Source organism: Lentisphaera marina, from assembly GCF_028745505.1.
GTDB lineage: Bacteria > Verrucomicrobiota > Lentisphaeria > Lentisphaerales > Lentisphaeraceae > Lentisphaera > Lentisphaera marina.
Window position 1 is genome coordinate 2,423,800 of record NZ_JAQZZL010000001.1, and the last position, 22,110, is coordinate 2,445,909.

A 22,110-nucleotide genomic window follows, 5' to 3' on the forward strand; every position below is an offset into this window, starting at 1 on the left:
CATCATTACTTAATGATCTATTGATAAATAAAACTCATTATTTTCTCTAATAAACTGTCCCAATCAGTCGAACAATCCGTATAAACATAATGAATTTGTCAATAAAATTTATAGAAAATCAAAAGACTGTAAAGAAATTTTTTAACTTCTCCGAGTTTTTAAAAAAGGACATACTTTTTATGAAATCAATTTTATCAAAAATCCTATTGGGCTTGATACTGACATCAAGCCTTTATTCAGAAGATAGGCCAAATATCCTTATCGTAATGGCGGATGATTTAGGTTTCTCAGATATTGGCTGTTATGGCGGGGAAATAGAAACACCTGTTTTAGATAGCATTGCTAAAAATGGCATGCGTTTTAGCGACATGTCTAATACCGCAAAATGTCATTCTTCCCGAGTTTCATTACTTACCGGACTACACTGTCACCAGGCCGGAAACATCAGCTTGAGTAAAGCGGCACCTTTCCCGGAAATCCTCAATAAATCTGGCTACGCTACTGCTATGGTGGGAAAATGGCATTTATCTAAAACCCCTCACGATTTTGGCTTTGAGAAATATTTTGGTCACCTAAGTGGTGCCAGCCCCTACATTGTCGGCAATCAGACCTTCCTTCTCAATGGGAAGAAATTTAACAAATTTGGAAAAACCACAGATGAATTCTATTTAACGGACGCCAACACTGATCACGCCATTAATTTTGTGCGCGAATGGGAAGAAGCCGGAGACAAGCGTCCCTTTCTCATGTACATGGCCTACAATGCTCCACATGCCCCTCTATGCGCACCGGAGAAATTAGTTCGTAAATACAGGGGGCGTTATATGGCCGGTTGGCATAAGTTCCGCCAAGATCGTCTAAAACGACAAAAAGAACTTGGGCTTTTCGATGAAACTATTGAGCTCGCAGAGTGGACTGATAATCAACGCCAATGGGATGAACTAACAGAAAATGAAAAGTCCAGGGAAGACTATCGCATGGCCATTTATGCGGCCATGATTGATTCATTGGATCAGAATATTGGTCGTTTTGTCAAATTTCTAAAAGAACAAAAACAATGGGATAATACACTATTTATTTTTGTATCTGATAACGGAGCTAGTCCATTTGAGCGTTCAGCTGGTACGACCATCCTACCCTGGTTACCTAAAACAAGTATGCGTACTGGTGTTGAATGGGGGGCTGTATGCAATACACCTTTTAAATGGTACAAGCAAAACATGCATCGCGGTGGCGTTTCTACGCCGGGAATAGTTCATTGGCCAAATGGCATTAAAGCTCAAAAATGGAACGCCACACCAAGCCACCTCATTGACATAGCTCCAACCCTTTTGGAAGTAGCCGGAGTTCCGTGGCCTCAAAGCTTTAAAGGTAAAAAAATCCCTGACCCCGTAGGACAATCTTTGGTCTCAACTTTTAAAGGCGAGACTATGAAACGAACTAAACCAATTTACTACAATTATTCCGACAGCTATGCCTGGTATGATGGACGCTACAAATTAGTTTCTTACCGTAGTGGCCCTTGGGAACTTTATGATCTTACTAATGATCCAACAGAGAAAAATGATCTCGCTTCTGTACAAACAGAACGCCTTAGCTCAATGAGTGATGCCTGGTATGAGTATGCAGAAAAAGTCGATATGGCAAAAGAACAATACCGTACTCCAAGAAAAGAAAAATCTGTCCCCTGGGGCATCATGTCCAAGACCACAAAAAAGGGTAAAGCTGGTGAATCCAAGAAGGACGAGCAGACTCCGCGTTGGGGCAAAGAAGTTCCCCCACTTAGCCTTTAAGAAAAAAGGCCTTTCTTACATCATAGCCTAGCATACTGAAACAGATGCTCTGATCTCTAACTTGCGATAATTCATAGGCTTATAACACCCAATGAGAAACAAAAACTCATCGGTGTGAACTTTAGTGAAATTATAAAATGAGCAAAATAGGCAAATTAAAACAAAATTTAGTGTAAAAAAGAACGAAAAAAATATAAGAAGAATCCGTGTTAAAAAAAAACTGAAGAATTCTGTAATATTTTACAGACTTTATACAATAAAAGAATATAAGAGATTTTTAGGTTAAGAAATAAATGAGTGAAGAACAAGAAGGACTTGGACTTGATAGCCCAGAAGAATTTGGGGCTATCACCCAGGAAGAATTAAAAGAAATCCAGGAGCAATACCGTAAGCGAAAATTAAAGGACAATTTAATTGGACCAGTTATTTCGACCTGTGTACACGTCTTCCTAATTCTTCTAGCCTCGCTTTTTAAGGGTGAAACCAAAGCTGGAAATGCCAATGTAGAAGTCACCCAGAAAATTGAAGAAGTGATTGAAGAACCACCTCCGCCGCCTCCGCCGCCTCCGCCGCCTCCCGAACCAGAACTCGAAACAGAGTCAGAAACGATTAATCCCGATGTAACCGAGACAGTCGATGTGACGGAAGATATTGCCACGGAAATCGATGAGACAGACGAACCACCTGCCGCTGAAATTATGGATGACGTAGAACTCATGTCAGATGTTAAGCCCTCAACGTCTCCACTCACGTCAGCCAAAATGTTCTCTTCTCGATCACCCAATGCCAAAGCCAATGCCATCCGAAAATACGGTGGATCGGGTGTGGCGCAACAGTCACTGAGGAAAGCGCTGGATTGGCTGGCAAAGAATCAGAACCCAGATGGAAGTTGGGGAGCTGCGAATAAGGAATCCATGACTGCACTTGCGGTACTAAGTTTTCTTGCTCATGGAGATACACCTAAATCAAAAACTTATGGAAGCCATGTTCGCAAGGGTATTAAAAAATTAGCAGAATGGGGTAAGGATAGTAAACTCCCCATAGGGATTCATAATGAAAACCCCGATAAAGGAACGGCTTATACCCATGGCCTTGTGGCTTACGCAATTGCCGAAGCCTACGCTATGACGGGTAATTATGATTTAATTGCCCCCCTTAATCGTACCATTCAATATATCTGTGATAAACAGAATTCTGATGGTGGGTTTTATTATGCATATGCAAATAATGGTCATTCAAACCTTTCTACTGCCTCATATAATTTCCAAGCTTTAAAAGCGGCCATAGCAGCTGGTTGTGATCTACAAGATCTCCCGGTGGCTATTGATAAAGCTATTACACATCTTAAAAAACATGCCACTGATACAGGTTTTTATTACCGTACCAATATATCAAGAATACGCGCGCCAGCAATGCGTGGAGTAGGCGTTTTGTGTTTGCAATTACTTGGCGAACCTAATTGTAAAGAAGCGAAACGTGTAGGCGATTATGCCGCCAAGCACGATATCCAGCATCTTGAGTGGAGAGATAATGGAGAAATAGCACTTTATTTTTGGTACTACACAACTCAAGTCTTGTTTCAACGCGGAGGATCTGGATGGAATGAATGGAACAAAAAATTCCAAAAAATATTAATTGATAATCAACATCCTGATGGCTACTGGTTGAGTCCCACCCCACTTGAGTTAAATCATTGTGGTAATCAGTTAATCGATAATCAAGTATACTCAACCACAAAATGTGCTTTGATGTTAACGGTTTATTACCGCTACCTACCATCTTCTGTCATTAAAAAATCTGGTGGTGATAAGCCCAGTAAAAAACAAACAGAAGCCGCAAAAGGTGAAGAATTCATTGATATTTTTTAAAAACACTTTGGATAAGCAAGTAGCCAAAAGCCTGTTCAGTATCTGAATACATCCTTAACTGGTTATTCGTGACGTAAATAATAATTAGGTGAAAAATGAGTGAAGAACAAGAAGAACTTGGACTTGATAGCCAAGAAGAACTTGGACTTGATAGCCAAGAAGAATTTGGAGCTGTCACCCAGGAAGAATTAAAAGAAATCCAGGAGCAATACCGCAAGCAAAAATTAAAGGACACTTTAATTGGACCAGTTATTTCGACCTGTGTACACGTCTTCCTAATTCTTTTTGCTTCGTTGTTCAAAGGCGAAACAAAAGCTGCTAGTGCCAATGTAGAAGTCACCCAGAAAATTGAAGAAGTGATTGAAGAACCACCTCCGCCACCACCTCCGCCTCCGCCGCCACCCGAACCGGAACTCGTAACTGAGTCAGAAACGATTAACCCTGAAGTTACTGAAACGGTGGATCTTACTGAAGATATTGCCACGGAAGTCGATTTGACAGATGAACCTCCAGCAGCTGAAATCATGGATGATGTAGAGCTCTTGTCAGATGTTAAACCCTCAACTTCGCCACTTACTTCAGCAAAAATGTTCTCTTCTCGTTCACCGAATGCCAAAGCCAATGCCATCCGTAAATATGGTGGATCTGGTGTGGCGCAAAAATCGCTTGGAAAAGCGCTGGATTGGCTAGCAAAAAATCAAAACCCGGATGGTACATGGGGTCAGGGTCACCCTCATTCAATGACGAGCTTAGCTATTTTGACTTATTTAGCACATGGTGAAACAGGAAAATCAAAAAAATACGGGAAAGTCGTTTCCAAAGGGATTGCGAATCTCGCACAATGGGGGAATTCAAGCAGTAGTTTCCCCCTAGGTAATGCTGGGATACGAAACGTTTATGAGCATGCACTAGTTGCTTATGCATTATCAGAAGCCTATGCCATGACAGCTAATTACAGTTTAAAAACGCCAATGAATAACACCATTCGGTTCATCTGTCAAAACCAGCACGAGAATGGTGCTTACATGTATGACTATAAAAAGACTGGTGACTCAAATTTCTCAAATGCTTGCTGGAACTGGCAATCTATGAAGGCTGCTAAAGTTGCCGGCTGTGATGTACCGGAGCTTTCCGGAGCAATAGAAAAATCTCTTGCCCACATGAAAAAACACGCAACGGCTACAGGATTTTATTATCGCTTACAAAGCAAAGGCAAACGCGACCCTTCCATGCGTGCTGTTGGTGTACTCTGTATGCAGCTTCTTGGGGCTCAAGATGACCCGGCCTGCCGTAGACTTGGAGACCTAATCGTCAAAGAGGATATTAACCTCTTAAAGTGGGAGGAACACGGCGCACACAGTGCGCCGGCAGGTTTCTATCTTTATTGGATGTACTATGCGACTCAGGCGGTATTTCAGCGTGGCGGCAGTGACTGGAATAAATGGAACAAGGTTTTTCAAAAACAACTGGTAGACAATCAACACCCTGACGGCTATTGGCTGAGTCCAGCAAAAAAAGGAATTGAAACAGATCGTAATAGCATGGTAGATATCGATAATAAAGTTTATTCAACCACCTTATGTGCATTACAGCTTACCGTTTATTACCGCTACCTACCGTCATCTGTCATCAAAAAATCAGGTGGTGATAAGCCCAGTGAAAAACAAACAGAAGCCGCAAAAGGTGAAGAAGTTATCGATATTTTTTAAAACACTTCTCGACTATGAAAAAGTAGAAAAATGCCTGATACTTAAGTCCTGAATCCTAACATCTATTTACCTAGTTCCAGTTTTAGGTAAACCTGTAAAGAAAAGCGTTCAAGGTTCCGTGGAAAAATGAACAAAGCCGTTTAATTTACAGGTCTATCACCTCATTCAAACAATAATTATAATGGTGTTTACCATGTACATAAACCATGGTTTATTTCTTCGCTTCTGTAAGTAATTTAAAAACCACGACAATTAAGATAATAAAAGCCTTTTAAAATGCCGAAATTCAGCCTCCTCTTCTTCCTTCTTTTGAGCTCTGTGTTAAATGCAACTGACAAGAAACCCAATATCGTTTTCTTCTTTGCCGACGATCAGACTTCCAGTGCCCTGGCCTGCTATGGTAATAAGATTGCCCAAAGTCCCAACATAGATAAATTAGCCACTCAAGGTGTACGCTTTGATAATGCCTTTGTAAGTCAGTCCATGTGCTGGGTGAGTCGAACCACGATTCTAACGGGGCTCACGGGTCGCAGTTTTGTAAGCATGGAAAATTCCCGCCAAGTTATTCCTGATGCCGTAGAAACTCTCTACAGCGATATTTTGAGAGCCAATTCCTATCGCACGGGCTTTATCGGCAAATGGCATGCCCTCATGCCCAAGGGCTGGAAACGCGAGGCACACTTCGATCATTTCGAAGCCATCAGCCGCAATCCCTTTTATAAAAAAATGCCCGACGGCAGCTTACGTCATGAAACCGATCTCATCGTCGACCGGGCCATTGATTTCATTTCTCAAAAAGAAGGTCAGCCTTTTGCCTTAAACTTGTGGTTCAATGCCTGCCATGCAGAGGACACAGATCGTCGACCGGGCATTGGTCATTTTCCCTGGCCGAGATCTGTGGATGGCATGTACGAGGACGTGGTTTTTGATCGACCGCCACTCAGCGAACCGGCTATTTTCAAAAATCATCCCCGCTTTTTCAAAACAGGCTTAGGGCGTGAACGTTATTACTGGCGCTGGAACACGGAACAGAAATATCAGACTAACATGAGAGCCTACTACCGCATGGTGACCGGCATTGACCAGGCCATTGGCCGCTTTTTGCAAGCACTAGAAGATAAAGGTTTGGCGGATAACACCATAATTGTATATTCAGCTGATAATGGTTTTTACCTAGGCAATAGAGGCTTTGCCGGTAAGTGGTCCCATTACGAAGAATCACTGCGGGTCCCTCTCATTATTATGGACCCCCGTCTTCCAAAAAGTAAAAGAGGCCAAGTTGTGGATTCTATTGCTCTCAACCTCGACCTACCTGCAACTTTTCTCGACTGGGCTGGAGTTGATATTCCAGAGCGTTATCAAGGTCGAAGCCTGCAGGGTTTAGTTAACACTGGAACTAGTAAAGATTGGCGAACGGAGAGCTTTCACGAATTCTTTTCAGGGAGGTCCGTCAACCCGGCTTTTGAAGGTATTCGCAATGCTGAATATAAATATGTTCGTTACTTCGATCATGGCAATTATGAGTTTCTCCACAGCCTAAAGAATGACCCTAATGAACTCGTCAACCTGGCTAACAATCCTGAATACAAAGAGATCCTGGAAGACATGCGCCTGCGAGCTGATCAAAAGATCAAAGCCTATGGCGGTCAATTTAAGCCGCTAAAAGAAGCCGTAGAGGACTCTACTAGCCCCTTTCCAAAAGCTGCAGCTTATGTTTCACACGCACCCGACGAGGAAGGCTTTGTCTCTCTCATAAGCCACAAAAAAATGCGCAATTGGGCTGGAGATAGCAAGTACTGGAAATTGAAAAATGGCATCATCACCGGTCAGCACGATGGCTCGCTAAAACAAAACACCTTCCTCAGCTGGAAGGGAAATACTATTCAAAACTTTGACTTGAAGCTCAAAGTAAAAATCACTGCTGGCGGCAATAGTGGCATTCAATACCGCTCTCAATCACGTCCCGACCTAGGACTCTACTCAGTTTCGGGTTATCAATGTGATATAGTACCCGACAACATAGATTATAATGGCATGTTTTACGAAGAGCGAGGACGTCGCATCCTCGTTAAGGCAGGTGCTAAAGCCATTCTGAAAAGTCATGCTCAAATCCAAGTCCTGAATGAACTACCTAAAAAAACCTTCCCTGCCGGGCAATGGCATGAATATCGCATTGTCGTCAAGGGCAATCATCATCAGCACTGGATTAACGATCAGCTCATTGTCGATGTCCACGATGAAGATACCCAAGCTCGCTCACAGGAAGGTATCCTGGCCTTACAACTTCACGCCAAAGCCAAGATGACTGTGCAGTTCAAAGACATCCGTATCAAGCATTTTGATGATTAGATTCATTTCGTAGAGCTGCACCCCAGGCTTTTATATACCGGACCTTCGACCCTCTACTTTTATTTAAACTCGTTTCGCGAGCTAACCCCGCTCTACACATGCAGTCTCTTCAGTCCTAGGGCTAGAAGGCCGGCAGTGAGTAGAGTGTGGCATGAGCCACACGTACAAAACGATGAAATATAGTAAGGGCTCGCGGATGTGAGTCCGCCATATTATTTCGGACCCTGGGCCCTACATAGATTTTAACCCTCTACACCTCACGGTGTACGCTATTTTATAACGGTGCAATAGCACCTATCCAAAGCTCAAATAAAACTTTCCCGTGTTGTTTCCTCATTCCACCTACTTAAAATAATTATCTATCTACCACTAAAAAGCACCGAAAAACACAAAAATCCTTTTGCATTATTTCTTTATGATATTGCTCAGTTCTTCGGGTGAAATAAGACCATTGGAATCTTTATCTATTCCCTTAAAAGTCTTCTTTACTTGGGCTTCGTTGTATGGCGTATTCTTCTTTTTTGCCTTAGCCTGAGAATGATTGAGCCATTCTTCTTCGGTCACAGAACCATCCTTATCCTTATCGAGCGACGTAAACCAGCTTTTTCCTTTCTCGGATTTCTTCTTAGAAGTTTTTTGAGCTGCTTTTTGGGGCGCTTCTTTCGTACTTGTTTTACAGGAGCACCCGTGGGAGAATTCCAGATCACGGTTTTAAGCTTTTCACTAAATTCTTTGACCATAGATGCATAATTCGGATCGCTACCCAGATTATTCCACTCATGTGGATCCTTCTTCAAATCGTATAATGAAGGCCCATTATCGGAAACCGTAAAACGGTATTGCTCAGTGACCAGACCGTAGCGCTGTTTTGCGCAGGTATAGACGATATTTTCCCATGCTGCATTGGGATCCTGCAAGAGCGGCACAAGACTCTTCCCATGGAGCGTGACGTCATTCGGTTTTGCCACGCCAGCCAATTCCAATAGTGTTGGATACAGGTCGATATTACTAACCACGGAGCTCACGGTTTCCCCTGACATTCCACCTGGAACTCGTATAATCAGTGGTGAGCGCGTGGAGATATTATATTCCGTATTTTTGCGCCAGAGACCGTGATCCGTCAGGTGGTAGCCATGGTCACCCCAGACCACGATAATAGTGTTATCGTAAAGTCCTTCCTCCTTGAGAGCCTTGATGACCTTACCCATTTGAGCGTCAGCGTAAGTCGTGCTGGCCATATAGCCGCGTATCAGTTGCTGCGCAGTCTTATCGTCAACACCTTCATTCCAGGCATCACCGACCTTTTTAAATACGTCTTCCGGTTTCACCTTCTTCTCCACACCTTCCGGGATGTAGGCCAATTTACCTGCATCTTCGGGGTACATGTCAAAGTACTTTTTCGGCGCAGCCCATGGCATATGCGGGCGCAGAAAACCACAGCCAATCGCAAAAGGCTTCTTAGGGTCCCGTTCCTTCTTGAGGTATGAAATAACATCGTCGCAGATCTGCCCGTCGTTCAACAGATTATCAGGACCGTCGATCATGAAATAAGCTAATGCCGCGGCACCTTTGCCACTTTTAAGATACTTTTCAACGCTTTCTTTATTCCCGCCTGATTCCAGGACGGCGGCTGCGATCTTCTTTTCGTCGGCACTCTTCTTTCTTCCTGCTATATCCCATGCGGATTTATCCCCTTTGGGAATCTCACTATGATAAATTTTGCCGCGTGACGCCGTCCAGTAGCCAGCCTCGCGCAAAACACGCGGCCAGGTCTTCTGCATGGCAACCATCTCAGTTTGCGTCAGCGCCTTCGAACCCTTTCCCGAGAGCGGACGATTATCAAAGCGGATACCCGTCAGCATTGTACCCCGCGATGGGTTACACAGCGGATAGGCCACATAGTTGCGGTCAAACCTTACTCCGTCTTTTATTAATGCATCAAGATTCGGTGTAATCGGTTCGGGCTCGCCATAAGCTTTGATTAAGGGGCGCAGATCATCAAAGGCAAAGAACAGTATATTCGGGCGCTCTTGGGCCTGAATTAAAGCTGAAAAAGCCACAGTAACGGCAATCTTTAAAATTTTATTCATATTTTTCATCTATTTCGATTAGTCCTATATTTTGCCCAGCCTTTGAATATCTCCTATCAGGAAAGCGCCGTGTTATTCTCGTTCAATGAGGCAGAAAGCCATGCTTATAAAGTTAAAGTTCAATCATCTCGATGCTGATTAAAATTAAATTGTTTTTATCTTCATTTTTTGGTGTTCGTTTGCGGGTAAAACTTCACTTCGTCCAAATACAGCCATTCCCCATCGGGACCTTGCGTCGTGAAGCCCAGATCAATCTCATTAGAACTCACCTGGATATTTGAGATTTTGATTTGAATCCACTTTGATGAAGCCGGGATATCCTTTGATATGGGCGTGCTACCGTGTGACCAGACGTGCATCCGGCATTCATTCATACCCCCCGAGTACTTGGCCCAGGCAGAAAAGGTATAGGTTCCATTGGCAATATGATCCAGGCGCATACGAGAGGTGATTGGGTTCGCCTTTGTCTTCCCGACATGACGCATAAAGGCCTTGCCTTTGTATGCCTTATTTTTACTGTCACCAATAAACAAATCAACTTGATCTGAGTTCACATTGTTATAGATGCCGTCATCCGCAATCCAACTGCTCACGATTGAAGTTTTTTCTATCTGGGATTCCATACCGCGATTGCCAGTATAATTTGCATCAAAAAGCTTTGTGTAGAAGCGGAAATAATCGACCCGCATTGCGGCTCCTTTTTTTGGAAAGCCTTCACCTCCCAAAAAGTCAGCCGTATTACCTAGACCCGAAAGCCAAATTTCGCTTGGTGTGTAGCGAGAATCACCCGGATTATAATTGTGGCGGTAGCGTTCAACCCCATCGATATAGTAAATAATTTTATCGGGCAACCACTCAAAGCCCACTACGACCCATTTTTTGGTGTCGATGTAGGAGTCGACACGTCTTTGATCTTTGCTCCCTTTCTTAGTTTGTTTAACACCTTTGATGTGCCAATGCCAATTAACCCAGGCAGTATTATACGCGGAATCTAGCTCGACCCCGTCTAACTCGATGGCTTTATTACTCCAGGGAGCACGATCATTCAGTGCAGCTTCGTTATAAGCAATTTTAGTAGAGCCCCATTTCTCCAGTCCGTAATTCCAAAACGATTGATGAAAACCTCGCTCCTCATCGTAGAACTTAATCCGAGTCTCATAGTAACCATAACCAAAGGTTTTAGTGGAAATAATACCCCCGCCAACTGGAACGAGTTTACCATCATTAAAAAGGTCTTCCTTCGTGTAGTCTATTTTTAGTATACCAATGCCATTTTCTATGGTCACAGACACGTTTTTCTTTTGACTATATCCGCCCAAACGTGGCTTGAGGGAATCACGATAATACCAATCGGCAGTATTAAGTTGATTATCGTTAAACTCATCCTGATAAACCAGCTCGTAAGCATTTTTTGTGGGAGAATACGCTTTCTCTTTTGAAACTTTTCCCTTTGCATTGGTATTCCCAATAACACAGAAGCTCAGCAGGCATGTTAGAGATAAATTTTTGATCATATCTTTTCTCATAAGTCCTTCATTCTATTTTTTCCTCGTACACTTAACCTTAGCATAATATTTGCTCACTCCGCAATTTTATTTACTTCACGAAGAACTAGTTTTTTTTCTTAACAGCAGAGAGTTAAAAACAGTTAAAACCCTTTGCTTTTTCGAGGTTATTTATTCATGTAAGGCTAAACTAGGGCCAGCGTCCCGAATGATTCTAGCATGCACCGAAAGCTTAGTTAATTAAACCCATTGCTTACGCCATTGGTTTGAGTAGCATAGCTTTAAATGACTAAAAAAAACATAAACGTCATTCAAGATCCGGAGGTCCGATCGGCCGAATTGACATAAAAATCGTTCTGTGCCCACTCTTATATTCTATGCTTAAAATAAGCTGCTTTTTTATTCAAAATGTAGTTTTTACCGGCTTCAATGGTGAAGCTGATGGCCTTTGTTTTGGGACAAACTTCGTGGCTCACTTTAGCTTGTGATTTTTCTTCAAAAACGCCCATTTTCACAGAACTAGAAAAGCTAATCACTGTTTTTGATTTCCCGTCGGGATGATTAAACACAAATTCATCTTTTGCCATAGGATAAACTTTAACTTTTAACTGATCACTTTTCTGATCGCGAAGAACCACAATGCCTTCACCTCCTACAAAACAGGGAGTTTTTGTCACCGGCATTGGGTAATCTTTAAGGATTTGAGGACCGGAGAATTTCTCACCCGAATCATAATCATACCAATCACCCGCAGGTAAATAAATATCGAGAGTCTCTTTTCCAGGATTCCTAAGCTGTGGAGTACAAAGTAAAGATTCTCCAATCATCCATTGAAAATTTTCTATTTCAGTTGCTTGTTTATCACCAGGAAAAGCCAAGGACAGAGGCGTCATTGTGTAAGGAAAACCACTCTCATAAGACTTCATGGCGGCATCATAAAGTTGAGGTCCAATCTCATAATGAAAATCAAAGGGCCTTTTGAGTATGGCCTGCTGTTTTTCACTCCAATTTTTTGGGCTTTCTCCCACAGCCATGCCTGCTGTCAGTGATGTGACCCAAGCCTGAGCAATAATTGTCTTGGAATAACTTCTCATTTTGCGAAAGCCCACTGTATCCGAATAAACATTAGGTGCACCAGAAGCTGCATACTGTAAATAATTTATGGGAATTCTTTTCTTGGCGTCATCAACTTTTGTATCATTTATGCGTTGAAGAGTTCCGGGTGAACTAAAGCTACCGCAGCGCCCCATAACTAAAGCCCCCTCCTTGGCAATTTGTGCAATAGGCTGATCGTAAATATTGATAAACCTGTCATTCAACGACATCATGGTATCTTCCTTGATACCATCAACGCCCCATTTATTATATAGGTCCACATACCACTTCACTGCCTCGGGCTTACGACCATCGAGTATGTAACAGGGAACAATGGGGAAATAAGGCGAAGTCAAGATCAATGGTTCATTTGTTTTTTTCATAACAAAATAGCCTTTTTCCAAACCCTCTTTTGAGATGGGGTTACCGTAAAACATGTCCCCCTTCAAATTGTGATCTCGCTTGCTTGATTTAGGAATATGAGGCCCGCCCGGAAGGACAAAGTTAGTGCGTAGGCCAATCATCCATTTCACATCTGCATCATTCAAAGCCTTTTTAAAACCTTTAGGATCTGGGAATTTTTTTCCAAATCGTCCAAAGCTTGTGGTGGTTCCACCTTCATCCCAAAAGCCAGAACCCGTAATCGCCCAACGCACGCGGTAGCCATCTTTTTGAAATTGCTGAACTGATTTTAAAACTGTTTCTGCATTGGTTTGATAACCAAGTGCGGCCCACGACTCCCAACCCAGCTCAAACCAGCGAAACTTAGGTTTGATTTTGGGGTAATTGTGTAGATCCAAATGGCTACGATAATTTTTATAGATATCCTTCATATCTCCAACAAAATAATGGAAAGAATCCTCTTTACCTGCACTGATATTCATGGAGTAGATCTTTGGCCCTAAAGTGACTTTGATAGGTTCACCTTTATGCACAACTCCAGCTAGATTATTTAAGGGGAAAACCACAAAAGAGCTCGCCCAACGGCTTCCTCCTGGTGTAACTCTAAGGGTGTGCGTTTTATTACTAGAACCAATTAAGTTTAAGTCTGAATTCCATCCTCCAGCATCACCCAAACCATAAGCGACTGGCAAACTACCCAAGGCTAAGGACGTTTGACCTAAGGCTCTATCTGACTTTAATTTAAAGCTAATTTTACCCTTGTTATATTCTAGGGTTACCACGGCTTTTTTACCGTGCTTGGTGATAACATCGTAGGACCCATCTGAGTTGACCTTACTTAGAAAAACTACATGATTATCAATCTTTAGACCTGCTGATTCGTTGGCGGGTGCAATGACTTTTCCATCTTGATCGATAAAACTAAAGCGAAAGCCCTTGGGATCTATTTTAACTGTGGTTGTTCCAAGTTTTCTAGTAATGACTTCTGGATATACATCAAAATCTAAATTTGTCGATTTTGTCGTAGAATTGGAATTTTCTTTCAAGCTCGATGATAGATCCGTATAAAAAACAACTTCTCTTACACGGGCCAAATCATCTGGAGTCTTTGTCACTACAAGTTTTAAAGCTGTAGTTTCCACAGCTTTATCTAAACTCACTACACACTTAGTTGATTTATTGTTAACAACTACGCTTGAGTCGATCTTTTGCCAATTACCTAAGTCATTTTTAAACTCCAAATGAAAATTTTCGACGAAACTTCGCCTTTCGAAACCTGAGTAAAGAGCAAAAGATTTAAGCTTAATCTTTTCATCTAATTTTAATTCTAGCCAAATTTTACCAGAGCTATCTTTTGTACCGATCCAGCGAGAAGCATCAGTCACAACACCATCGATAGCCTGGTTTTTATCATACTCCTTGTAATCACCCGAAGATTTAATGACTTCAATATTCGAGATTGGTTTCGCCAAAGATGAAGAAATTAATACAAAAAGAAAAACTATGAATTTTACAGTATATAATTTCATGATCGACCTCCAGAATTAATATTTCCCACCAATATATATACCATTTACAGCAGCAGCTAAACCATGGGTTGAAATTAATTTAATTATAATTTGATCTGTTTGAATTGCCTCGCTGAAATTCAACTCCACACGCGCGTGATGATTTTTTGCGTCTTCCGCAATAATTTCGCCGGCTCCATTGAGGACTTGAAAATGCTTGACACAAAACGGCATGGCACGATCAAAGTGACCAAACTGCACCGACTCCATGGCGTGGTCGTAATCGGTATCGAAGTTGAGGACGATTTGAGAAATAGACTTTTGTTCTTCCCAGTTTAACACGATTTGCGGCTCGGAATCACTATGGTCAGCAATCCAGGTATTGGACTGAATAAAGGGACGTGTGTAATTATTTAACAACTGCTCTACTGCAAAGGCCTCAATTGCCGGATTAAACCTAACTGCAGGTAATTTACCACCAGGACGACGCTCGGGAATCCAGAACTCAAAGGTATCGAAACCACTGCCTTCCGGCGCCTCTTGAATTGCGGACTTCGCAACTTTTGGATCGGCAATATGCGCCACCGTCATTACAGCACTCAGCAGTTCTTCTGAACTGTACAAACTTAGACCTTCACGTGGCATAACACAGGCGAAGAGGTATTGATCTTCATCAAGCTCAACGTCAAAGTCGCATTCCAGCCATTGCTTTTCGCCTACTTCGATCTCAACAAGCTTAGAACTGAGAATGGTATCTGGCGTAAAATTACCCACTTTGGCTGAACTACGCAACTGCAACTCGACTTGCCCCATGCTTTCGCTCTGATAACAAAAGCTTATCTTGGGCATTCTGCCTTTTTTAGCAGGAAAAATCAGTGCGCGCGCTCTATCCATCGCCAAGAGTTCTTCCCCCTCTTCAATTAATTCTAGCGGGCGTTCACTACTCACTTCCAACTTAGCTTGGTGAAGTAAATTGCCTTGATCAGTCATTTTATGGTGAGGGATAAATTGCCCACTGCGCAAAAGACGAGTCTTGAGCTCATGCATATTGTCTTTTTCTAAAGCGTCTCTCACTTTGAGCTTTTTCTCCACACAAAGAGCCGCCGCCATACCAGTGGCTTGTCCAGTATGAGCCGTAGTCATCATTACTCGCGTGGAACCAAAGGCGATGTGAGAGGCGGAAATCAAACGTCCACCAACGAATAAATTATCTATATTTCTGCTATATAAGCAACGGTAAGGGATCTGATACACGCCCTTAGAGTGATATTGGGTACAGCCGGACTTTTCACTATAAACACCATCTGATGGGTGTAAATCCACGGCCCAGCCCCCCATGGCAACAGCATCTTCATGTTCTTTTTGTTCAATGATATCTGATTGGCTAATCATGTAATCACCCTCAAAGCGACGACTCTCGCGCTTACCTGGAATATTGCCCATCCATTCAAGAGTATGATTCTCCATTTCCGGAAACTTACCGGAATTCTTCAAGTAATCCCAAACGCCATAAGCTACTTTCCAGAGTTCCCATTTAATCTCTTCCGTGTCGTGAATCGTATCCATACGGCCACCGTACTCGAGCCACCAAAGGGCACAGCCTGTGCTCTTTGCGGAAATTTGATTATAACGTGGAATCTTTTTAGTGATATCTTTTAAGGCAAATTCCGGAGCGACAAATTTAACTGGCTTATCGGTCTTTTTACTATAGAAATAAATCGTGTGACCGAGTAATTCACCGTAATCTTGATCAGGAGCAAAAGGCTCATTAAATTCATCGGCTTTTTCAGCACCTATACGGAAAGCGCCACCACTCAAATAGCCGAGTATACCATCACCAGATGAGTCACAAAAATAAGGTGAGCTGATATCGTAAAGGGTAGAGTCCTGAGTACTGAAAGCGCGAACGGACTCGATGGTCTTCTCATCTTTCTTTTCAATCGAAACCATCGCGGTATTAAGGAGAAGAGTGATGTTTTCTTCTAAGCGGACTTTTTCCAGTAAGAGTGCATCGAAAAAGAGAGGGTTACCTTCGCAGTTGCGCCAGGTATTTTCCTCCATAATTTCATTGATCACCCCACCCTCACGAGCCCAGCGATTGTTATTCCCCTGGTGTGATGTAGCTCCTAATGCCCAAAGACGAACTTCCGATGAAGCGTTGCCTCCAAGGACCGGACGATCCTGTATAAGTACAACTTTCACACCTTCTCGAGCAGCCGTAATGGCCGTACATACACCTGCTAAGCCACCACCAATTATCGTTAGATCCGTACTTAGTTTAATATTTTTTAAATCGCGATGATTTTCTGCGTCGACTATAATCATTGGTCTAAGCCTTTTGTTTTTGAATTTTTAAAAATGAAAAAATGCCGCCACCGATGAGTACGAGAACCAATCCAAAGCCCGCTAAGAGGCCTTTATCCTGTTCGTTATAAATCACGAGTCCAAACATCATCAAGGCCAAAACAAGTAAACAAGTCGCCACAATCTTAGCAGGTAAATCACTGGCTTTTTTTACTTCGCCCTCTTCTTTGCTTTTTGCTATAAGGTTTTCAACATTATTCCAGCCCTCAGCCACTGACTTAGCGCTTTTATCCATGAAGATTAAGACGGCAACTGGAACCACGACTCCGATAATGAGGTCCACTATTTTGCCATTGCCATTGGCCCAGTCGGCTAATCCTTGTGTGGCTTCGCCCACTAAAAAGCCTTCTTTTGCTAGGCCCATTTTAAAGATCACTCCTAGGACAAAACTCACTGATACAGTCAGCCACAGAGCTTTGATGTTGATTTTTTTAGTAAACAAGCCCCAAATTGTCGGTGCTAACAAGGGTCCTACCATGAGACTAGTGATGGAGACAATGACTTTCTCTGCGCCACCCAGATAAGGAATCGCCAAAGAAACCAACACTACCACAGCTCCAAGAATAACGGTGAAGATTCGACCGGCTCTAAGGAGTTCAATTTCAGTGGCTTTGGGCTTAAATAAGCGCTGATAAAACTCCTCAGTTAAAACCCCTGCAAAAACATTGAGTTGTGAGCTCACCATACTTGCCGTTGCAGAGAACATCGCCGCAACCATGAGGCCAAGCATGCCAGCTGGAAGCACAGTTTTACAGGCGAGAATATAAGCCTCTTGAGGATCTGCGTTGGGGTTGATAACGCGATAAACTAAAGGTGGTAATAACCAGAATAAGGGACTCACCAGATAAAGACCTCCGAAGAGGTAAGTACTTTTTCGAGCATCTTTCTCATTTGGGACACAAATAAAACGCTGAGCAAAGGCCCACTCGGCACCAATCATAAAGAAATGAATCAGAACCCAGCCCACCATAAAGAACCAGCCATACTTGTCATTCGTGAGGGCAAAGAAACCATCGGGAGCACGTTCAATAAAGGCACTCACACCACCCGCATCACTGAAGATTAATGGAATTATAAAAAGAACGGCTAAGTTGAGGACGATGAATTGCAAAACATCGGTCATAAGTACGGCCCAAAGACCACCCGCCATGGTGTAGATCACTACGATGCTGCCAAAAATGATAATCGCCCAAGTGAGAGATAAGTTGCCCGTTGCCTCATCTCGCAGAAAGTTCCCCTCAGGCAGGGGCATCATAGCAACTAAAACCACTGACAGCGCATAAAGCGAAACGGCAACACCTACAATGCGAAACACCATCATTGCCCAGGTATAAAATTGAACTGCTGCTGCACCAAAGCGTAATTCGATAAATTGTGCGGGAGTATTCACCCCCAAAGTTTTCCATTTACCGGCGACATAATACCCAACGGCCAGAGCCGCAATACCGTAACAAAGGTTGATCACCACGGCGACGATGCCATGCTCATAAGCAATACCGCCCCACACGACAAAAGTCCCCGCAGAGAACATGGTCATAAATGAACTTAAACCGGATGTCCACCATGGGGATTCACCACCGGCAGCAAACATATCTTCTGCACTATTATTTTTAGTTGAGAGAAAAAAACCCACGCCAAAAATCCCCAGCATGTAAACAATCAGTATGAAGTAATCGATAAAATTCATTTAAATTTTCCATAGTTTGTAAATGATACTTTCAGCTTATTATTTCCAAGACCTGATTGCAAAGTATAATAATTACACTATTTACATAAAAACTTATACTTTTTAATTAAAAGGTGCTTTATGGAACTCAATCACGACATCATTTACAAGGACTGGCTAAACTTAAGACTTCACCTCTTTTGGTGTTACGACGGTAAAATTGGTCAAGACAGGCACGCCCCAAATCAGGTACAAAGTTTTAGTGAATTCGATAACAATGGCGCCTGGCTCATACGCAAAGGTTGGGCCAAAGTTGAGTATAATAATGAAACTTACATCGCCATGCCAGGACAATGGCTCATTCCCAAGCCCTGCTCCAGAATTCAAAGTTTTGCAGCCAACACAGAAGTCTTATCGATCTCCTTCGAAGCCTCTTGGCCCGATGGATCTAAACTTTTTGACGATGGTTTAGCGCTAGTCATCGATGCCAAAGGTCACCCGCAATTAGAAAATAAAGCACTGCCTATTGCGGAAGCTCTAAAAGCATTAGCTCCCAATAGCTGGGACGCCAGAGCCTACCCCGCAAACTTTACTGAATTCATGACTCTTAATTCGCTACTATCCCAATGGCTCATCGAATTAGAAAAAATACTTAGAGAAAAACAAATTAGTCATTCAGGGCAATTCAATATTGATGAACGCGTCATGCAGGCCATAAGAAAGCTCAATGAAAAAAAACTCAGCGAAAAGCTCGACATCAAACAATTAGCTGAATCTGTCTACCTGAGCCCCAACCACCTTATTCGGTTGTTTTACGAAAATATCAACAAGAGTCCTGCTCAATACTATGAAAACATTCGTATTGAATACGCCAAAAAACGCCTACTCATCCCCGATTCACGTATTCAGGACACTTCATTATCACTCGGTTTCAAACACCTCTCACACTTTTCAAAATGGTTTAAAAAGCACTGCGACCAATCCCCCAGAGACTATATAAAGACAATTTTAAATTCTTAATTCTAAATCACAGTCATCCCATAAGAAATGATAAATTGGACTAACTGAAAGTAAGTCTGGCTTCATTGAGTACTTTAAATTACCACAAATAAAGGAACTACAATGAAGCCAAACAAAAGTAATCTATCAACCTTAAAACAGATCTGCCAATTAATCCCACCTCACATAGTTAATAAACTTGCTAAGAAGCATGGAATAAAGACTCGTAAATTCAGTTCGTGGAGTCACGTCGTAAGTTTATTGTATACTCAGCTCTCTCATGCTCTAAGTTTAAATGATGTATGTGATGGTTTGCATTATCACTCCAGTTCATTATTTCAGATTAGAGGTGCGACAGCACCAAAAAGAAACACTTTCTCAAATGCCAATCGAACACGAAATGCAGCAATGGCGGAAGATTTGTTTTGGGAAGTTTTAAAGTCACTGCAGTCTCAACTTCCTAGCTTTGGTTTAGATAAACAGAATTCAAACTTTCCACAACGTTTCAAAAGAGCCGTATATGCGGTTGATTCTACGACAATTCAATTAGTAGCTCATTGTTTGAATTGGGCCAAACATCGTCGCCGCAAAGCTGCGGCTAAATGTCATATGCAATTAAACCTTCAAACTTTTTTACCTTCCTATGCAATTGTTAAAGAAGCTAATACTCATGATTCAACAGAAGCCAAGGAGATGTGTGCTACCATTAAAGATGGTGAAATCGTTGTCTTCGATAAAGCTTATGTTGATTTCAAGCACCTTTTTCACCTTGATGCCCGAGGAGTCAATTGGGTGACTCGTTCTAAAGACAATATGACTTATGATATAATTGAGGAACGGCCCTCTAAAGGGGATATCATTTCAGATCAACTCATTAAACTGAATGGGGTGAATACCGAAAAACATTACCCCAAAGTCCTCCGATTAGTTACCACTAATGTTGAGGTTGATGGAAAAATGAAGACCCTGAAATTTCTAAGTAATAATTTACAGTGGGCACCAAGCTCTATCGCTTCTATTTATCAATCGCGATGGGGTATTGAAGTTTTCTTTAAACAACTAAAACAAAACTTGAAGCTAGCTGACTTCTTAGGTCATAATAAAAATGCAATTCAATGGCAAGTTTGGACGGCTCTACTTACGTATGTTTTACTAAGGAGCCTTTTGCAAAAGTCATAAAACAAGCTGAATAAAAGTAGAAACATGTTATCTCAATAGTTACCAAAACAAAAAGAGAAAAAACATGAATCTACCCGGCTTATGGGATACCATAGAAAAGTATTTATTTCCAGGCTTAGAAGAACTTTTAGGCGGAGAATTAACTAAGAAAGAGAAAGAGTTTGTTCGCATCTGCACAATAACTGAGCTTGATCAGTTCAGCCATGAATTTGAATGGTGTGGATTTGGGCGACCTCCGAAAGATCATTTTAATATAGTGAAAGCTTACATAGCCAAATCCGTTTATAACTTCGATACAACAAGATCTTTTATAGACTTTCTCAAATCAAGTACAAAGATACGTCGTTTATGTGGTTGGGAATTTGCAAAACAGCTTCCTCATGAAAGTACTTTTTCTAGAGTATTTGCAGAAATCACCGCCTCTCAGCTCTGCCAAAGAATCCATGAATTCTTAGTGGTAAAACATTGTGGAGACACCTTAGTACCGCACATTAGTAGAGATTCTTCAGCAATTGAAGCTAGAGAAAAAGTCATGTCTGAACCAGGGGCTGAGCCTAAAGCCCCTAAGAAACGAGGGCGGCCTAAAAAAGGTGAGATCCGAATTAAAGAAAAAACCGTAGTGGAAAAGCAGGTCGACCGGTCACTTGAAGAAAACTTAAAAGAGCTCCCAACGCACTGTAATAAAGGGACAAAGAAAAACAGTAATGGTTATAAAGTTTCATGGAAAGGCTACAAGCTTCACTTAGATTGTATTGATGGAGATATACCAGTCGCAGGCCTATTGAGTTCAGCGTCTTTACACGACAGCCAAGCGGCAATCCCTTTAGCACAGATTAGCGCACAACGCATAACTAATTTATATGATTTAATGGATGCAGCCTATGATTCACCTTCTATCCATAAATTCAGCCATCTTTTAGGACATAAATCTATTATTGATCACAATCCTAGAAAAACTGGGGAGAAAAAGATTTTTGACCCGCCTGAAAAAGAACGGTACAAACAGCGGTCATCTGTTGAAAGAGTCTTTTCGAACTTAAAAGACAACTATGGTGGTAGGATGATCAGAGTACGAGGACATGCAAAAGTCATGACTCATCTAATGTTTGGCATTATTGCAATAACAGCAAACCAACTCTTCAAGACTATTTAGCAACTAACATAAAACTATACGTCATGATCAACTTGCGTCCATTTTTGGCTTGTTTATACTCACATGTATCCAATTTCGAGATACATGTGAGCGAGATCTTAAGATTTATCCTGGATGAACTTTTTAATCACTCTAATTCAGGACTTTTGCAAAAGGATCTAAGGTTTTTAGCTTTTAGATCTCAGTGGCCACATTCCTTTTCAAGAATTACGACTCTAATCCGAGGTGTTTTGTGGAGCTATTTCGATTTATCATCTCTTTTGAAAACTTGTGGGACAGCCAGTGATCCTCCAAAGATCAAAGCAGTTCCAGATCAAGCGTATTTACCTAACTTTGATAAAGCATTCTATGGGACAGCATGTGTTTAATTAAGCTCAGTTTTAGTAAAAACCGTTAAACCCCCTCTTTAGAAAAGAGAAGTTTCTAAGCT

General features: G+C 41.9%; 12 protein-coding genes and 2 pseudogenes. 7 read left to right on the forward strand and 7 right to left on the reverse strand.

Annotated elements, in window-relative coordinates:
- Nucleotides 1-179 precede the first annotated feature (179 nt).
- The 4 genes from PQO01_RS09785 (at nucleotide 180) to PQO01_RS09800 (ending at nucleotide 7,719) form a co-directional block, all read left to right on the forward strand.
- A complete protein-coding gene (locus PQO01_RS09785; protein ID WP_274313828.1) occupies nucleotides 180-1,793 on the forward strand; it encodes an arylsulfatase in 1,614 nt (537 codons plus the stop codon).
- A gap of 293 nt (nucleotides 1,794-2,086) precedes the next feature.
- Nucleotides 2,087-3,661 carry a prenyltransferase/squalene oxidase repeat-containing protein gene (locus PQO01_RS09790; RefSeq protein ID WP_274313829.1) on the forward strand — a complete coding sequence of 525 codons (1,575 nt, stop codon included), beginning with the start codon at nucleotides 2,087-2,089 and terminating at the stop codon, nucleotides 3,659-3,661.
- Nucleotides 3,662-3,756: 95 nt separating this feature from the next.
- Nucleotides 3,757-5,370, forward strand: coding sequence for a prenyltransferase/squalene oxidase repeat-containing protein (locus tag PQO01_RS09795; protein ID WP_274313830.1), 1,614 nt, complete (start codon nucleotides 3,757-3,759; stop codon nucleotides 5,368-5,370).
- A gap of 276 nt (nucleotides 5,371-5,646) precedes the next feature.
- Nucleotides 5,647-7,719 carry a sulfatase-like hydrolase/transferase gene (locus tag PQO01_RS09800; protein WP_274313831.1) on the forward strand — a complete coding sequence of 691 codons (2,073 nt, stop codon included), beginning with the start codon at nucleotides 5,647-5,649 and terminating at the stop codon, nucleotides 7,717-7,719.
- 405 nt (nucleotides 7,720-8,124) lie between these two features.
- Here the strand turns inward: PQO01_RS09800 and PQO01_RS09805 are convergent, their stop codons facing one another.
- The 7 genes and pseudogenes from PQO01_RS09805 to PQO01_RS09830 form a co-directional block, all read right to left on the reverse strand.
- Nucleotides 8,125-8,283 carry an EF-hand domain-containing protein gene (locus tag PQO01_RS09805; RefSeq protein ID WP_274313832.1) on the reverse strand — a complete coding sequence of 53 codons (159 nt, stop codon included), beginning with the start codon at nucleotides 8,281-8,283 and terminating at the stop codon, nucleotides 8,125-8,127.
- Between the two features lie 6 nt (nucleotides 8,284-8,289).
- Nucleotides 8,290-8,421 (reverse strand): annotated as a pseudogene (locus PQO01_RS21635) (hypothetical protein); the annotation flags it as partial.
- 14 nt (nucleotides 8,422-8,435) lie between these two features.
- Nucleotides 8,436-9,818 (reverse strand): annotated as a pseudogene (locus tag PQO01_RS09810) (sulfatase); the annotation flags it as partial.
- Nucleotides 9,819-9,970: 152 nt separating this feature from the next.
- Nucleotides 9,971-11,323 (reverse strand): glycoside hydrolase family 16 protein, encoded by a 1,353-nt coding sequence (locus PQO01_RS09815; RefSeq protein WP_274313834.1) that lies wholly within the window; start codon nucleotides 11,321-11,323, stop codon nucleotides 9,971-9,973.
- 359 nt (nucleotides 11,324-11,682) lie between these two features.
- Nucleotides 11,683-14,340 carry a TIM-barrel domain-containing protein gene (locus PQO01_RS09820; protein ID WP_274313835.1) on the reverse strand — a complete coding sequence of 886 codons (2,658 nt, stop codon included), beginning with the start codon at nucleotides 14,338-14,340 and terminating at the stop codon, nucleotides 11,683-11,685.
- 15 nt (nucleotides 14,341-14,355) lie between these two features.
- A complete protein-coding gene (locus PQO01_RS09825; RefSeq protein ID WP_274313836.1) occupies nucleotides 14,356-16,644 on the reverse strand; it encodes an FAD-dependent oxidoreductase in 2,289 nt (762 codons plus the stop codon).
- A 4-nt stretch (nucleotides 16,645-16,648) separates the two neighbouring features.
- The gene (locus PQO01_RS09830) at nucleotides 16,649-18,370 is read right to left on the reverse strand and encodes a sodium:solute symporter family protein (protein ID WP_274313837.1); all 1,722 of its coding nucleotides are present in this window, start codon (nucleotides 18,368-18,370) and stop codon (nucleotides 16,649-16,651) included.
- A gap of 120 nt (nucleotides 18,371-18,490) precedes the next feature.
- Here PQO01_RS09830 and PQO01_RS09835 point away from each other — a divergent pair, with 120 nt between their 5' ends.
- From PQO01_RS09835 to PQO01_RS09845, 3 genes are all read left to right on the forward strand, one after another.
- Nucleotides 18,491-19,369 carry an AraC family transcriptional regulator gene (locus tag PQO01_RS09835; RefSeq protein WP_274313838.1) on the forward strand — a complete coding sequence of 293 codons (879 nt, stop codon included), beginning with the start codon at nucleotides 18,491-18,493 and terminating at the stop codon, nucleotides 19,367-19,369.
- 102 nt (nucleotides 19,370-19,471) lie between these two features.
- A complete protein-coding gene (locus PQO01_RS09840) occupies nucleotides 19,472-20,527 on the forward strand; it encodes an IS4 family transposase (RefSeq protein ID WP_274313839.1) in 1,056 nt (351 codons plus the stop codon).
- Nucleotides 20,528-20,591: 64 nt separating this feature from the next.
- Nucleotides 20,592-21,680 (forward strand): transposase, encoded by a 1,089-nt coding sequence (locus PQO01_RS09845; protein WP_274312032.1) that lies wholly within the window; start codon nucleotides 20,592-20,594, stop codon nucleotides 21,678-21,680.
- The last annotated feature ends 430 nt before the right edge of the window (nucleotides 21,681-22,110 follow it).